General features: G+C 50.7%; 10 protein-coding genes. 3 read left to right on the top strand and 7 right to left on the bottom strand.

Annotation, left to right across the window (positions count from 1 at the left end):
* Positions 1 to 152: 152 nt before the first annotated feature.
* Genes AC1EK1_RS00325 through uvrB form a run of 3 tightly spaced genes read right to left on the bottom strand, consistent with a single transcriptional unit; the run spans position 153 to position 5144 of the window.
* Positions 153 to 1811, bottom strand: coding sequence for an MATE family efflux transporter (locus AC1EK1_RS00325; protein ID WP_480305057.1), 1659 nt, complete (start codon positions 1809 to 1811; stop codon positions 153 to 155).
* Entirely contained in the window at positions 1796 to 3004 is a 1209-nt protein-coding gene (locus AC1EK1_RS00320; RefSeq protein WP_480305056.1) for an S-adenosylmethionine:tRNA ribosyltransferase-isomerase, read from the bottom strand. Before AC1EK1_RS00320 ends, AC1EK1_RS00325 begins: the two co-directional genes overlap by 16 nt.
* A gap of 13 nt (positions 3005 to 3017) precedes the next feature.
* Positions 3018 to 5144: an excinuclease ABC subunit UvrB gene (uvrB, locus tag AC1EK1_RS00315; RefSeq protein WP_480305055.1), complete on the bottom strand. Its 2127-nt coding sequence runs from the start codon at positions 5142 to 5144 to the stop codon at positions 3018 to 3020.
* Between the two features lie 268 nt (positions 5145 to 5412).
* On the opposite strand from uvrB, the gene AC1EK1_RS00310 reads away from it, so the two are divergent.
* Genes AC1EK1_RS00310 through AC1EK1_RS00300 form a run of 3 tightly spaced genes read left to right on the top strand, consistent with a single transcriptional unit; the run spans position 5413 to position 7415 of the window.
* Positions 5413 to 6189, top strand: coding sequence for a threonine/serine exporter family protein (locus AC1EK1_RS00310; RefSeq protein ID WP_480305054.1), 777 nt, complete (start codon positions 5413 to 5415; stop codon positions 6187 to 6189).
* A complete protein-coding gene (locus tag AC1EK1_RS00305; protein ID WP_480305053.1) occupies positions 6186 to 6674 on the top strand; it encodes a threonine/serine exporter family protein in 489 nt (162 codons plus the stop codon). Before AC1EK1_RS00310 ends, AC1EK1_RS00305 begins: the two co-directional genes overlap by 4 nt.
* An 18-nt stretch (positions 6675 to 6692) precedes the next feature.
* Positions 6693 to 7415, top strand: coding sequence for a DUF6064 family protein (locus tag AC1EK1_RS00300; protein WP_480305052.1), 723 nt, complete (start codon positions 6693 to 6695; stop codon positions 7413 to 7415).
* 281 nt (positions 7416 to 7696) lie between these two features.
* Here AC1EK1_RS00300 and AC1EK1_RS00295 read toward each other — a convergent pair whose 3' ends face one another.
* The 4 genes from AC1EK1_RS00295 to AC1EK1_RS00280 all read right to left on the bottom strand — a co-directional run bounded on the left by AC1EK1_RS00295 (position 7697) and on the right by AC1EK1_RS00280 (position 14619).
* On the bottom strand, positions 7697 to 8767 hold the full coding sequence (locus tag AC1EK1_RS00295) for an endonuclease/exonuclease/phosphatase family protein (protein WP_480305051.1): 1071 nt from the start codon (positions 8765 to 8767) through the stop codon (positions 7697 to 7699).
* Between the two features lie 9 nt (positions 8768 to 8776).
* Complete coding sequence (locus AC1EK1_RS00290) at positions 8777 to 10207, bottom strand: DUF5689 domain-containing protein (protein ID WP_480305050.1); 1431 nt, start codon at positions 10205 to 10207, stop codon at positions 8777 to 8779.
* A gap of 9 nt (positions 10208 to 10216) precedes the next feature.
* Positions 10217 to 12994: a carboxypeptidase-like regulatory domain-containing protein gene (locus AC1EK1_RS00285; RefSeq protein ID WP_480305049.1), complete on the bottom strand. Its 2778-nt coding sequence runs from the start codon at positions 12992 to 12994 to the stop codon at positions 10217 to 10219.
* Positions 12995 to 13122: 128 nt separating this feature from the next.
* Positions 13123 to 14619, bottom strand: a complete 1497-nt coding sequence (locus AC1EK1_RS00280; protein ID WP_480305048.1) for a fimbrillin family protein — start codon at positions 14617 to 14619, stop codon at positions 13123 to 13125.
* Between the last annotated feature and the right edge of the window lie 7 nt (positions 14620 to 14626).

The raw sequence follows: 14626 nt of genomic DNA, 5'->3' as shown, positions 1-14626 counted from the left end.
CGTTTGGTTTCACGGATAGAAGCGTTTGGTTTCACGGATAGAAGTAAATGCTTAGACAGATAGAAGTGAAAAATAGCCCGAAGTTTTCAACGCTTTTGTACCGGTTTTTGTCGTGTTTGTATGACCTTTAGTTCTAGCAAGGTGTACTTGGATTATCCTAGCGCTTTGTAACCTTGGCGGAAGTAGTCTCTGTGGTAGTCGCTCGGTCGGAGAATTTCGTTTTCGCGACAGACGAGGTCTAGATCTAGGGCCACTTCGTCCTCTCCGTGGACTCTTCCGGCTTGTTTTTCAATACCTTTTAGTTCAAGTTGGAGGGCTTGTGGTTCTTTGTCGGAGTGTAGCTCCGCAACCGTATTGAGGTACTTGCGCTCTGTTCCCTTGGTGTCTATGGTGTAGTAAAATGGAGCCAGTCGTATTTTTTTGCCGTAATGGTCGGTGAGAAGCTTCCTTATTTTGTACTCGGAGTTGAGCAGGGTACTTCCTACGCCGATGTAGTAGCGTGGGGTGAGTTTGCGTGGAAGCATGATGGCAAGCATGACTCCTCTGATGAGTAAGTAGGTGACGAATGCAAACCAGAGTGCATTGTTGGGGTCTTGGAATGGCAGGGTGAGGTTCAGCGCAAAAAAGACACCCACTGCGACAAACATGCTGATCATCATTTGCCTAGTGGCAGTGAGTCCGACATAGACACCATCCATGAGGAATGCGAGGAAGCCTGTGAGTGGCAGGAGATAGACCCAATCAATGTAATGCAGAGCAAGGTGCCGAGCATCGGGAAGGTCCGTGAGGAAATATATAAAGTGTCTGCCTCCTAGATAGTAGATGAGCGCCACAAGTAGTGCCAGCCCCAATCCCCATACCATGAGTATGCGTATGGCTTGGAGGAGCTTGGTGCGATCTTTCCTGCCATAGGCTTGTCCGACAATAGCCTCGGCGGCATAGGCAAACCCATCAATGAAGTAACTAAAAATGGTGGAAAATTGTAGGAGCAGAGCGTTGGCCGACAAGGTCAGTGTCCCCATCCGGGTACCGGCTGCTGTGAAGTAAAAGGCGACAAAGGCCAAAAGCATTGTCCGGATTAGGATGTGAACGTTTGTGCTAAAGTACTTCCGGATTCCGACCTTTAGTTCCGTCCATGAGGTCGGAAGTGTGGCTTTTTGTCCTCTCAGGAAAAGCCCATACGCACCGGCCAATAGGAGCAATGCACCAAGCCACTGTGCTACCACAGTCCCAATGGCAATCCCCACGATCCCGTAGTTGTACACGATTACGAGAAGTGCCGACATCAGGATGTTGGTGATGTTGGTGATGATGCTTACGATCATAGGGTACCAGGTGTTTTGCATCCCAATGATCCAGCCATTGAGGGCATAAGTGCCTAGGATTGCCGGTGCTCCCCAGATGACAATTTGGAAATACTGTGTGGCATAGCCAACAACCTGTGGATCGGGTTGGAGCACCCCTAGTAATACCTCGAGTGCATGCGAGCGTAGAGCCAGTATGAGGAGGCCGAATGATAGGGCGATGCCCAGTGACTGGGCTAGATTGCGCCCCATGGCACTCTTGTCCTCGGCTCCGTTGGCCTGAGCCGTTAGGCCGGTAGTCCCCATCCGGAGGAAACTGAAGTTCCAATAAATGAGGTTGAAGATCGTAGAAGCGACAGAGACACCACCTATCGCGCCAATATCACTGAGGTGTCCGGCCAACGCCAAGTCAATGATCCCCAGCAGTGGTACGGTGATGTTGCTGAGAATATTGGGTAGCGCAAGCTTGAGGAGCCTTTTGTTCAGGACTTCTATTTGTGTGGACATGCCGGCTTTTCTAGCAGTGAGCTGTCGCCATAGCTGAGGAAGCGATAGTTGTGCGTGAGAGCGTACTGGTATATTTTTCGCCAATCCTCACCAACAAGTGCAGCGACCAGTAGGAGTAGTGTAGAGTGTGGCTGATGAAAATTTGTCACCAGCTTGTCGACCAAGCGGTACCGAAACCCCGGCTCTATGATCAATTGGGTCGAGCCGACCACATCTTCCCCATTGTCCAGTGCTTTTAGTGCCTCCAATAGGGTTAGATCCTCGTAGGACACGCTGTAGGGTGCCCACTGTCGGACGTAGTAGGGGTTGTCTGTCTTGCGAAGGACATTTGCCCCCATGTAGTACAAACTCTCGAGAGTGCGGGTAGAGGTTGTACCAATGGCCGTAATGGATTTCCGGGCTTCCACTTGTCGTATGATGGTCCGGAGTGTCTCTGAGGGGACGTGGACCACCTCGGAGTGCATCTCGTGACCTCCCATGGTTTCACTCTTGACGGGTTTGAATGTCCCAGCCCCGACATGCAATGTCACTTTGGCAGTCCGGATGCCTTTGCCCTCCATCTCCTTGAGGACCCTTTGGGTGAAGTGTAGTCCGGCCGTCGGTGCGGCGACCGACCCTTCGTGCTTTGCATAAACAGTTTGGTAAGTCTGTAGATCGCTCTCTTCTGTTGACCTATGCAGATAGGGCGGGATCGGCAGTTCGCCAATACTCTCCAGTATTTCTCCAAAGGTGAGGTCTGTATCCCAGCAAAATTTTATGTACTGAGAAGATGTCGTGTCGTTGGGCAGACGTTCTGCGCGAAGTATGGTGCCATCAGGGAGGGTGCGGCTGAGGGTCTGCTCTTTCCACCTGCGAGCGTTGCCGACCATACAGTGCCAAGTCGTCTCTCGTTTGCTGCTAAGTGCCTGCTCGTATACATTCGGAACAATGGGATCAAGGCAAAAAATCTCTATACGACTGCCGGTCTCTCGATAAAATGTGAGTCGGGCTTGGATCACTTTTGTGTCGTTCATCACGACAAGCGTGTCTGCAGGAAGTAGTGAGGGAAGGTCAATGAAGTGATGCGTGTCTATGTCGCCATTTGCGTAGTGGAGCAAAAGACTGGAGTCTCGATGCTCCAGTGGATATTTGGCGATCTTGTCTTCCGGAAGGTGGTAAGTGTAGTCTGAGATTTTTATGTCCTTGTAGTCCATGAAATGGCCGAGTTTATTTTTTGGATAGGTTCTTTCGGTGTGCTTCTTTCTGATGAGCCACGGCTTGTTTTCGGGCTATGGCTTTTTGTTCCAGCGCTGTCAGTTTGCTCGTATTGCCTAGTTTTGCCTGTAGTTCAAAAAGGTAGTCGCGTTGCTGTGCTGCGGAGACAAAGTCGAGTGCCTTTGCAGCGGACTCCATGGCGGCTCTTGTGCTTATGATCTGCTCCTCCAGTGTCTGTGCGTCCATGAGGTCCAGGCTTTTTTCCGCCGCCCTTATCTTCTCTTGCTCAATCTTGTATTCTCGAGGCTTCGGAGCTTGTAGGTCTCTGCTTGGTCCTGTCAGGTCCAGTATGGAGGCACTCTTTTTGATGATCTGCTTGGGGGTGATGCCATGGGCCTTGTTGTAGGCCAGTTGCTTGGTGCGTCTTCGCTCCGTCTCATCGATCGTCAGTTGCATGCTGGCGGTTATTTGATCTGCGTAAAAGATGACGAGCCCGTTCAGATTCCTTGCGGCTCTCCCTGCTGTCTGGGTGAGTGAGCGGTGGTTGCGCAAAAAGCCCTCCTTATCTGCATCAAGGATAGCCACAAGCGACACCTCCGGTAGATCCAATCCCTCTCGCAACAAATTCACCCCCACGAGGACATCAAATTCTCCGGCACGTAGTGACTCCATGATCTCAACTCGCCGGATTGTAACAACCTCGCTATGGATATACTCGGTCTTGATTCCCATCTCTGCCAGATGCTCTGCCAGCTCTTCGGCCATCCGCTTGGTCAGGGTGGTCACGAGCGTCCGTTCGTTCAGCTCTATCCGTTTTTGGATCTCTTCCACCAGGTCGTCGATCTGGTTTTTGGTCGGGCGGACCTCTATCCTTGGGTCCGGCAATCCTGTCGGGCGTATGATCTGCTCTACGATGACCCCGCCACTTTGCTCCAGCTCATAGTCTGCCGGAGTCGCGCTGACGTATATGACATTATTGGTGAGCCTTTCAAACTCTCCAAACTTTAGTGGTCGGTTGTCAATCGCAGCTGGCAACCTAAAGCCATAATTCACCAAGTTTGTCTTTCTCTTGAAATCGCCTCCATACATACCTCTCACCTGAGGGATCGTGACGTGACTCTCATCAATGACCATCAGGTAGTCCTCCGGAAAGTAGTCCAGTAGACAGAAAGGACGTTCGCCGGGACTTCGTCCGTCAAAGTATCTGGAATAGTTTTCAATGCCGGAGCAATAGCCCACCTCTTGGAGCATCGCCAAATCGTTATTGACCCTTTCGCTGAGGCGTTCGGCTTCTGCGACCTGTCCCAGTTTGAAAAAATAGGCAGTCTGTTGCTCGAGATCGTACTTGATCATCTCGACGGCACGCGCTGTCTGCTCCTTTGTCGTGACAAAAAGATTGGCAGGATAGATATGAACCTCGTCCAGCTTGTCTGTGACCTTGTAGGTGAGGGGTTCAAAAGCGGATATGCGATCAATCTCGTCATCCCAAAACTCAACACGATAGGCCACTCCCTCATAGCCCTCAACGGCCGGAAAGATATCCAAGGTATCTCCTTTTACCCGAAAGGTGCCGGGCCTAAAGTCGGAGTTGCTGTTGATGTAGTACGCATTGACTAGTTCTCGCAAGAGATCGTCGCGGTCAATGCGTTTGCCACAAGTGATGACGACTCGCTTGGAGGCAAAGTCGGAAGGATTGCCCATACCATAGATGCAGGAGACGGAGGCGACAACTATCACGTCCGAACGCCCGGATAGCAAGGATGCGGTTGTTTTTAGCCTAAGCTTCTCGATCTCATCGTTGATGGCCATGTCTTTTTCGATATACATGTCGGAGCTCGGGATGTATGCCTCGGGCTGGTAGTAGTCGTAGTATGAGACAAAGTACTCGACCGCATTGTGCGGAAAGAAGCTCTTGAACTCCCCATACAGCTGCGCCGCCAAGGTCTTGTTGTGACTCAGGACAAGGGTGGGGCGATCGATTTGTTGGATCACATTTGCCACCGTGAAAGTCTTGCCGGATCCCGTTACTCCCAGAAGTGTCTGGTGCTTCTGACCTTGACGGATGCCATGCACAAGTTGTTGGATCGCTTCCGGCTGGTCACCGGTGGGTTGGTATGATGATATGAGATCGAAATTCATGGTACTACCTTATCGCACAAAGTTACCAATTGTTTTACCGTCTGAAAAGGTGTGGACAAACCGAGAATCCGCAAATCTCTAAACACCAATCCTCTGCCTATTTGAGCAAAAAAAGATACCTTTGCAACCTAGTTGTCCAAAACTCCGCGATAGGTCATCATTCAGGCTCTGGGATGGGGCATGGCACTAGAGGAACGTAAACATGCATTACAAAGTCAGGTGAGCTGCCGGTGAGGTCGCTTACCCCAACTCTCAGAGAAGAACGACTATGGAAAACGATCTTCACGGTAATAGTCTGAAGGCCGTCGGAACTTTTCTCTCCGCCTATGCGATACATATGATGGGCTGTGGCGTGCACACCTCCCGTGTCGTGCGCTGTACGCGACGTATAGGCAAGCGCTTTGGCTATACCGTCGTGACGATGATGGTACAAAAAGGGGTCCTAATCAAGCTGTACGATCCCAAGACCAATACACACTTTGCTATTGAGGACTCAATTCCCTCGCTGCCTATCAGCTTTGAGTACAATGCCCGCTTGAGTGCTTTGAGCTGGGAGGTGGTCGATGAGCAGCTATCCTTGGACGAGGTACGTGAGCGGTATGAGCAGATCTTGGCTGAACCTCGTACCCATCCACTCTTTGTACTAATCATGGTGGGGCTAGCAAATGCTTCGTTTTGCCGACTTTTTGGAGGTGATCTGCCGGCCATGGGTATCGTATTTTGGGCTACGATCGTGGGCTTTATCTGCAAGCAAAAGTTGATCCAGGAGCATGTAAACCACTACATAGCCTTTATGACGTCGGCCTTTGTGGCCTCTCTCTGTACGAGTATCTCTCTGATCTTCAATACGGACAGTGAGATTGCTCTGACGACGAGTGTACTCTATTTGGTGCCCGGGGTACCACTTATCAATGGGGTGATAGATATCGTGGAGGGGTACGTCCAAACGGGCTTCTCTAGGCTTGTGGAGGCGTTTTTGTTGATCGGTTGTATCGGGTGGGGCTTTTCGATCACGCTCTTTATCTTTAGGAGTAGCTTGCTATGATGATTGTGGATATCCTTCTCGATGGTTTTTTTGCGGCGATTGCGGCGATGGGCTTTGGCGCTATCTCCGACCCTCCGCTGAGGGCTTATGGCAGTATTGCTATACTGGCCGCTGTGGGGCATGCGCTACGTTTCGTCCTGATGACGGTGGGTGGGCTAAATATCGCTATCGGCTCCCTTTGTGCTTCGCTGACGATTGGTTTTGGGGCACTATGGCTGGGCAAGCGTATACGTACACCGATCACGGTCCTCTCGATCCCGGCCCTCCTCCCGATGATCCCCGGGAAGTATGCGTACAATATGTTTTTTGCGCAGATCATGTTCCTCCAAAATCTAGATAACATTGAGGGGCAGCAAAAGTATATGGAGATGTTTTTTTTCAATAGCATTGTGGCCATCACGGTTATCTTTGTCCTAGCCGCAGGAGCCACACTCCCCATCCTCCTTTTTCCCCAGCGGACCTTCTCCCTAACACGTAAGAAATAATAGGCAAAGTCTGATCTCATGAATACCTTTTGGAATACAATCGCCAAGTACAATGTGGCAACCTGGCCGATACAGCTACTCCTAGTCCTATGTGCCATCGGAGTCTTTTTCCTGCTGGCGAATCGTCCCTCGCGTAGCAGTACGATCATTGCCAAGTCCTATCTGATACTCCTATATACGTGGATCGCTGTGGCCTACTACGCTGTCTACTGTGCAGAGCGTAGCTACTCCACGCTACTGAGCATATACTGGGGGATTCTGGCTCTGGCGTGGGTAAAGGACCTTTTGGAAAACGATACGCAGTTTGTCCTACGAGATAAGTTCAAGCCTTTTGGGTCCTTCGTCCTCCTACTTCCGCTGATGTACCCCTTGGCCTCGATCTCTAGAGGTCTCTCCTTCCCCTACATCACCACACCGGTGATGCCTTGCACAGTGGCTATCTATACGATCGCACTGCTCTTGCTTTTTACAAGACGGGTCAATATATTTATCGTCCTGCTGCTGCTCAACTGGGCTATGGTGGGAGTGACAAAGACTTGGTTTTTTGGGATACCGGAGGACTTCATCTTGGTCCTCACAGCCATACCAGCCCTCTATATCTTCTTCCGTGAGTACTTCGCTCTGGATCTACACCAAGACAGTAAGCCTCGGGCGAAGTACATCAATGCACTCCTGATCTTGGTCTGCATAGGGGTCTGCATCGCCCTATGCAAGGCGCTCTTCGCCCAAATATCCTGCTAATGTTGCCGTGATGGGGTGAGAGGAAAAAGGAGGAAGTGAAAGGGAAGGTCGTCCTTCCGAAATAGGGGCTGTGATCAGCCCCTATTTTTTCTGTCTTTATCCGATTGGAATTTCTTTCAAAGCACGATCTATTGTCTTATCCTACCTACCGTATGAAACTGTAGTTTCTACCGCATGAAACTGTAGTCTTCCCCCATTGTTATTATTGTACAAAAAGAGAGTAGACCGTAGGATCGGGTCTACTCTCCTTTTGCACAGGTTGTATGGTGTCGGTGCGACTCTTAGCGTTCCTTTAGGAGGTATATAAGTACGGGAAAGTGGTCGCTGTACCCATTGATGAATGTGTTGCCATCAAAAGTGCGATGTGGGTACCCTTTTCGCTTACCTTCCTTGGTGTGAAGGAATGGACGATTGAATAGGTCCACCTTCCAGTAGGTGAGTGTTTTGTAGTGATCGGACAAAAGTGGCTCCGATATTGCTATTTGGTCAAAGAGGTTCCACTTGTTTTTGTAGACCAGGGTACCTATTCCTTTGGAGAATGGCTCCCATGTTGTGTTGAAAAACCCTTGTTGGGGCACCTCGTTTTTGTGCTTCTTGGCGGCAAGTACTTTGGCCATGCTGGAGTTGTCTGGGTCGTCGTTCATATCCCCCATGACTATTATTTTGGCTCTGGGGTTGAGGTTGTATAGTGAGTCGGCAATGTGGCAAGTCAGCTCGGCTGCCTTTTCACGCAAATGGTTTGACTTGGCTCCACCATACCGAGACGGCCAGTGGCAGACAATAATGTGTACCTCTTCACCGGCTATTTTGCCACTCACCAGTAGTTGGTCTCTTGTTCGAAATGTGGGGTTTTCGTCAAGGGTGGGGTAGCGATGGCTACGGTGGTTGGTGACAGTAAATAGAGCTGGGTTGTAGAGTAGGGCGACATCGATGCCTCGACGGTCAGGCGAGTCCTCGTGGACTACCTGCAGTCCCATCTCTGCGACAACCGGTCGTCTGACCAAGTCCTCTAGTACGCGACGGTTTTCGACCTCTGCCACCCCAACCACTGCCGGTCCCATGGGAGTGTGTTCGCGCCCAAGACGGCTCAAGACCAGTGCGATGTTGTCCAGCTTCTTTTCGTACTTCGGCTCCGTCCAGTTGTAGGGCCCGTCCGGTAGGAAGTCGTTGTCGCCTTTGTTATTGGGGTCATCATCGCAGTCAAAAAGGTTCTCAACATTGTAGAACGCAATGGCATAGCTATTATACTGCTTGCCTATCTGAGGCGCCAAGCCCCGCTTGGCGCCCCCACACCCCGCAAGGAGTAGTAGGGTCGCCAAGATGGCATGGCTGAAAAATGTGTGTCGGTTCATAGTTGTCGATTATTCAAACTTGATGTCGTCAATGTAGACGTTGTATTCTCCATTGGAGCCATACTTGAAGGCAATAATTTTGGTTTCTGCCGAAGAGTTAAGCTCGACGCCTGCCACGTCCAGTGTGATCAGGACCCACTTATCTCCAGTGTCGATCTTGCCCTTGTAGTCGTTGACAAACTGTTCGTTGCGAGTGGACTTGCCTTTGGGGATAAGTTTGGATACAGTGACGTCGCCCAGGTTGTAGCCCACAAACTTGCCATCCGGGTGGTAGACGTTTATGGAGATGGATTTGCCGGTTGCTTTTCCTTTTAGGTAAAAGGAGATGGTCTTTATTGTCTTTTCTTTGCCGGCCGGTATTTTGCTGCCGTTCACACTGAAGAAGTATTTATTGTCAGGCACTTTCCCGGTTAGGTGAAGAGCTTTGGTGCCGTTGACACCTGTCCCGGCAACGACTTCGGAAAATTTCAGCCCAAAATTTCCGGTAGCTTTTTTGAATGCGACCTCATCCTCAAAGTCAGCTCCGGGGAATAGTAGGGTGGCACTTGCCGATTGTTTGTCGGCGGCTCCCGGAGTTGATGGCTGTGCCGGTGTGTTGTCTCCTGTACTGCCACCCGTGTTGCCACTGTCCGGGGTGTTGGGCGTTGGTTTTCCGGGTCGGAAGTTGCGGAGGTCGGATTTCGTGCGGATGAGGAGCTGATAGTTTTTATTGTACTTGCTGAGAATACCGATGACTGTCCCAATCCCGTCCGGTATTTTGTCGTTGGCAAAGTTTGAGTAGCCACTGTTGCGGACCAGTAGGCTTTGTCCACTGCCATCGTATAGGTTGCGATCGGAGGTTTCTTCCTTGACGGCAAAGATTTGGCCGACTTCCTTCCACGCGACATCACTGAGCTCTACGACCTGGCCAATCATGCTGTCGTTGATTCCGGCGATGGTGGTACGGATCGGGACCACCTTGGCGGGATCCGGGTATTCGTGCAGGGTTGTTATCTTCTTTAGTAGCTCTGCAGCGATGCGTGTCTTTTTGGGGTCTGCCTTTTCGACATAGCCAATCTGCTGGACGCCCCCATAGACATTGATGGATAGTCCTTTTAGGTTGATGAAGAGTTCTTGCCCCACTTGGTAGTCTGCAAAAATGGAGCTTTGGTCGACAGCTATTGGCATACCACCAGTCTTGTCTTGTACGTAGAGGGTCTTGTAGATGTTGCCGGACTCATCGTTTCCGCAGACGACGGCCCTAAGGATGTATTCGCTCTCGATCAGGACTGGAGCATTTTGCTTGGCGTGGCTGTACTTTTTCTTGAGCTCGGCTATGGTGATGTTGGATTGTAGCCCATTGGCCTTTGGCTCCTGGAGCAGTGGCTGGTCATACTTGCGCTGACAACCTACTATGGCGAAAAGAAGCCCTATGGATAGAAGTATGTTTTTTAGTTTCATATCTGGTGTTTAGAATTGGTAGCTGGCGTTGATAAAGAAGTTGATACCCTGCATGTAAAAATGCTTGTTCCCAAAGTTTTCCGGATAGTGGAAGTTGATGCGCCCCTGCTCGTACCCTCCGGTGCGGATGTTGCGATTGTTGAGGAGGTTTTGCACCGAGGCATTTAGATTGATCTGCTGCCTGCCGGGGAGGTATATAATCTTCCCGACACTGAGATCCACTGTGCAGTCGCTTCTGAAACGCTCCTGGGTGGTCATTCGTCTAAATGCATCAAAGCTTTTTTGCGCTTCGGCACGTCCCGGTCCCTCTGGTAGGCGCTCGATGGCTGACTGTGTGAGTACACCGGTGTAGTTGGAGGCTAGGCGTCGAATAGGTGCCGGGTTAATGTAGTTCATCCCAAACCCATTTACGTTGAGGCTCAAAAACCAGTAGTTGATGAAATAGTTGACACCAACTGTCCCCAGTACTTGTGGCACGCCACCGATGTAGAGGTCTTTCATGAGAGCAACCTCCTGACGGTTGACGATGCTACCATTGGTGGAGTTCATGACCCCCATAGGATTATTGGCATAGTAGTACTGAGCGGCGGTCCCGATGAAGTCAAAGTTGAGATCCGAGGTCGGTGCCCAGTTGATCCCCAGCTCCACTCCTCTGTGGGTCTTTTGGAGATCATACAGGGTATGGAAGACAAAGGTACGCTGCACGTCATTATAGTAGGCAACCTTGTCCATATCGTCCCAGAACTTTGTGTAGAATAAACTAACCCGCCCCGTTACTTTTGGTGTTGAGAAGGTGTAGTTGAGGTCAATGTTGCTGTTTTTGGTCGTTTTGGTCATCGGTGCCACATTGTCTGTGATATCCGGGGAGACGTATAGGTCGTACGCCAGAGGTGGACGACTCTGTACGCTCGCATTGGCACTGAGGAGGTGGTGTCCGTTGATCTTATAGGTCAGCCCTGCTTTGGCATCAAAGGTGATGAAGGTATGTAGCTTCCCTTTTCCATACGAGGAGTCGGGGTAACGACCATTACGCATGAGACCGTTTCGTTGGACCGTGTTGAGTGCTATGCGTGCACCGTAGTAAAAGTCTAGATAGTGGTAGGTATGTTCTTGCTGAACCCACGCATCCACATTGTGTAGAGCATAGCGGTAGTCGTAGCCAAATACATCACCCTTGTAGACTCGCCTATCGGGGCGGTTGAGGTCATTTTGGATGGTTGTCTTGTCGCCTGGAAAGTCTCGCTCGGCAAACTTGTCCACATCGAGTAGAGAGTTGGCACCGAGGAGGTCATCTACAGTCTTGAACTGACGTGACAGTGAGTACTTGTACCCGACACCGGCCGTGAGCTTGATGTGGTCTGTGAGGTGGGTGTTGTAGGTAGAGTTGAAAGCGGTCTCAAAAAGGTCGCTTCGTCGCTCTTCCACCATATACACAGCAGAACCGTTTCCCGAGAGGTTGTTCAGGTGATTAACCTCGTAGAGGTGCTTCCAGTCGATCTGTGACAGTTGTCCACTCTTCCATAGGTACGAGTAGTACTTTTGCATAAAAGGTTGCCCCTTGAAGTAGTTGGGCAGGTAGCGATAGTAGTCGGGGCGTGGGTCTGCACCGTTGTACCAGTTGAGTCCGGTCCGGCCATACCTATTGTAGTGAATACCCAGTCCTGTCGTCCATGAGGTTTCCTTGTTGGGCTCCCATACATAGGAGAGCACGGCTGTAGGGTCCCAGCTCTTGACTACACGTGCGTTGCGCTTCTGTCCGTTTTGCCATCCCCAGTTGGGGTTGTAGGTATTGCAGCCGACCAGATCCAGTGCTTGCTGTACCGATGAGCCTTGCTGTGCACGCTCTACAGGCGAGCCAAATGTAATGAAGCTGAGACTGTGCTTGCCCTTGTCCCATTGTTTCTCCAGCCCGAGGGCATAGGAGATGTTTTTGTAAAAAGTGCCTTCGACCACACCCTCATGAGCATATCGCCCACCGAGTAGGACGGTAAGCGCCCAACCATTATCCAGCAGGCCTGTGCTGTAGCTACCCATTCCACGGAGGTAGTAGTTGCGGTTGGCACCGGAGAGGGTTATCTTGGCACCGCGACGGTAGGTAGAGGGTCGCATGTTGATGTTTTCGGATCCGCCAATGTCGCCAAATGAAAAGTCGGAAGCCCCAAGGTAGTTGATCCGGTTACCATTGCGGGTAATATCGTTGAGTGCGCCGATGGAGGAGTAGTTGAAGACTCCTCTTATCTGCTCGTTGAAGTTGACACCATTGATGTACCGCTGTTCGTATCTGCTGTCGTATCCACGAGTGCGGTGGCGAAACTGCGATAGCTGGTATCCGGATCCCTTGAGGTACACGTCATTTGATACTATTACCGAGGTGCTGACAGCCTGTGTATCTCCGGATTCGTTGAGTTCGAGGTCATTGACCACACCGACATACGACTGATAGTCGTTGAGACGGGAGGAAAATAGTGGTAGGTCTCCCAGATCGAGTGTTCCGCTATTGGGTATCTCTGTTTTTATTTCCAGGGAGACAAAGCCTGCCGAGGTGATCAGTAGAGTTTCCTGACCGCTCAAGAGATTGTTGGCTTGGAAGCGTCCATGGAGATCAGTCGTAAGGACACGGTTGGATCTCTGTAGGGTGACCGTTGCACCGATCAGAGGAGTACCATTGCCTTCGGTTGTTATGACACGCCCCGTCAATGAGCCGGTCGACTGCCCATATGCACCGGTCAAAAAGGTACAAGTGAGTAGCAAGCCCAATATTCGGGTTGTCCATTGGTTGAGCCACATAATAAAATTAGTCTTGTGTGAAATAAGAAATGGGGCAAACACAGGAGCTGGTTTGCACCACTCTGTGTTTGCCTCAAAATAGTCTATATCCTTGTTCCAAATGTTTGGAAATGATTTTTGTTCATCCGTTACTCAAAGGTGATGTCATCGATCATCAGGTCATAAGCGGACGCTTTGCCGACACGGAGAGTAAAGATGTTGTTGTGCTTGTCTTGTCCCATTTCAAAGCTACTAGTGTCTAGGATAATCTTTGTCCAGTTCCCATTCGTGTTGATCACCCCTGTGTAGACATTGTTTTTGTTCCCATCGACCGGATTCACAACCACCTCGGTTGTCCCGATGTCTTTGACACTGTAGGATTTTATATTCTTATTCTTGTCGGACAGTTGTACCACAATGGATTTGGAGGCGCTGGTCCCCTTGACAAAGAAGGTCACTTTTGAGATATGCTTTCCTTCGATGTTTGCCGGGTCAGTGACGGTGAATACCACATCATTTCCTGTCCGTGTACCGGATAGTTTCAGTGCCTTGCCGTTTCTGCCCCCATCGACTTGGGTTGCAAAGTCCGTTTTCAGGGCGTATGATTTTGTTGCCTTGACGGAGTTGGTAAAGGCATCCCAATCCTCAAAGTCAGATCCCGGGAAAAGAGGGCTTCCGGCTTGTGGTTGTTCGGGTTGTCCGGGTTGTGGGGTTGCACCACCAGGCGTTTCTTCTGAGCTGCCGGTGCCTGGATTGGTTGTGTCATCCAAGGGGAGCTCAATAGTCCCATGGTCTGTGATACCCTCGGTCCAGGGGTTGATGTTGGTCGAGGCTATCTTCAGTTCTGTGCCTTTGGGTCCGACTTCAAACTTGAGGCTGTACTTATAGCCCGATTTCAGTTCCACCGGAGTTGCCAGAGTGTGTGTCGCTTCCTTATTGTTGACTTTGAAAGTGATTTTCTCCAGGTTTTGTCCGGGTATGAGGATCATTTGGATCTTGCCATTTTTTAGTGTGGCTGTCACCGTACCTGTGGTGCTGCCCGGTGTGATGGCATCTGTGGCGATGTTGTAGGAGCCATCAGTCTTGAGTCCGGCGACTGTTGCGGTCACGGCGTTGAGGTTTTCTCCGATGACGCTCAGGTCCAGCAGTGCCAGCTTGTGATCAAAGGTCATCTGAGCCTCTTTGGTCTGTGCCGTGATGTTGCCGACCTTGCCCCGGAGTAGATCAATCTTGGCCAGGTTGGTCTGGTCGGCCACATTCAGAGCATAGACCATATCTTGGCCTACATTTTGTCCGAATGGGTAGTAGGCAACAATGTCAGCAGTCTCTGCTCCCTCGAGTGTGATTCCACCATCGGCACCTACAAATTTTCCAGTGGCATCAGCAGTGGTGTACTTGAGGTTGGCTTTGGTGCCAAAAAGGGTGTTGCTCCCTGGTTGCAGGGCAAAAACCCCAAGAGCATCGCCACTCTCCCAAGTGTCATTGGTCATCCGCAGGGTGTTGATTGATGCGTTGATGCTAAAGCTCCCATCTCGCTCTAGGAGAGGATTCAGTACGTCATGTGCACCCGAACGACAGCAGCCGCTCAGTAGGATGGTAGCACCGGCCACGACCGTGGTGGCTAAAAACCTTGTTGCTTGTTTCATACTCAAC

Source organism: Porphyromonas sp. C0026D3, assembly GCF_056590775.1.
Note: the sequence above shows the minus strand (reverse complement) of the source record. Positions and strands in the feature narration are given on the sequence as shown.

Bases quoted from the DNA above. Each gene is read 5' to 3' on its own strand.
- AC1EK1_RS00280 (WP_480305048.1), bottom strand. From the start codon at position 14,619: ATGAAACAAGCAACAAGGTTTTTAGCCACCACGGTCGTGGCCGGTGCT.
- AC1EK1_RS00320 (WP_480305056.1), bottom strand. From the start codon at position 3,004: ATGGACTACAAGGACATAAAAATCTCAGACTACACTTACCACCTTCCG.
- AC1EK1_RS00290 (WP_480305050.1), bottom strand. From the start codon at position 10,207: ATGAAACTAAAAAACATACTTCTATCCATAGGGCTTCTTTTCGCCATA.
- AC1EK1_RS00295 (WP_480305051.1), bottom strand. From the start codon at position 8,767: ATGAACCGACACACATTTTTCAGCCATGCCATCTTGGCGACCCTACTA.
- AC1EK1_RS00325 (WP_480305057.1), bottom strand. From the start codon at position 1,811: ATGTCCACACAAATAGAAGTCCTGAACAAAAGGCTCCTCAAGCTTGCG.
- AC1EK1_RS00310 (WP_480305054.1), top strand. From the start codon at position 5,413: ATGGAAAACGATCTTCACGGTAATAGTCTGAAGGCCGTCGGAACTTTT.
- AC1EK1_RS00285 (WP_480305049.1), bottom strand. From the start codon at position 12,994: ATGTGGCTCAACCAATGGACAACCCGAATATTGGGCTTGCTACTCACT.
- uvrB (WP_480305055.1), bottom strand. From the start codon at position 5,144: ATGAATTTCGATCTCATATCATCATACCAACCCACCGGTGACCAGCCG.
- AC1EK1_RS00300 (WP_480305052.1), top strand. From the start codon at position 6,693: ATGAATACCTTTTGGAATACAATCGCCAAGTACAATGTGGCAACCTGG.
- AC1EK1_RS00305 (WP_480305053.1), top strand. From the start codon at position 6,186: ATGATGATTGTGGATATCCTTCTCGATGGTTTTTTTGCGGCGATTGCG.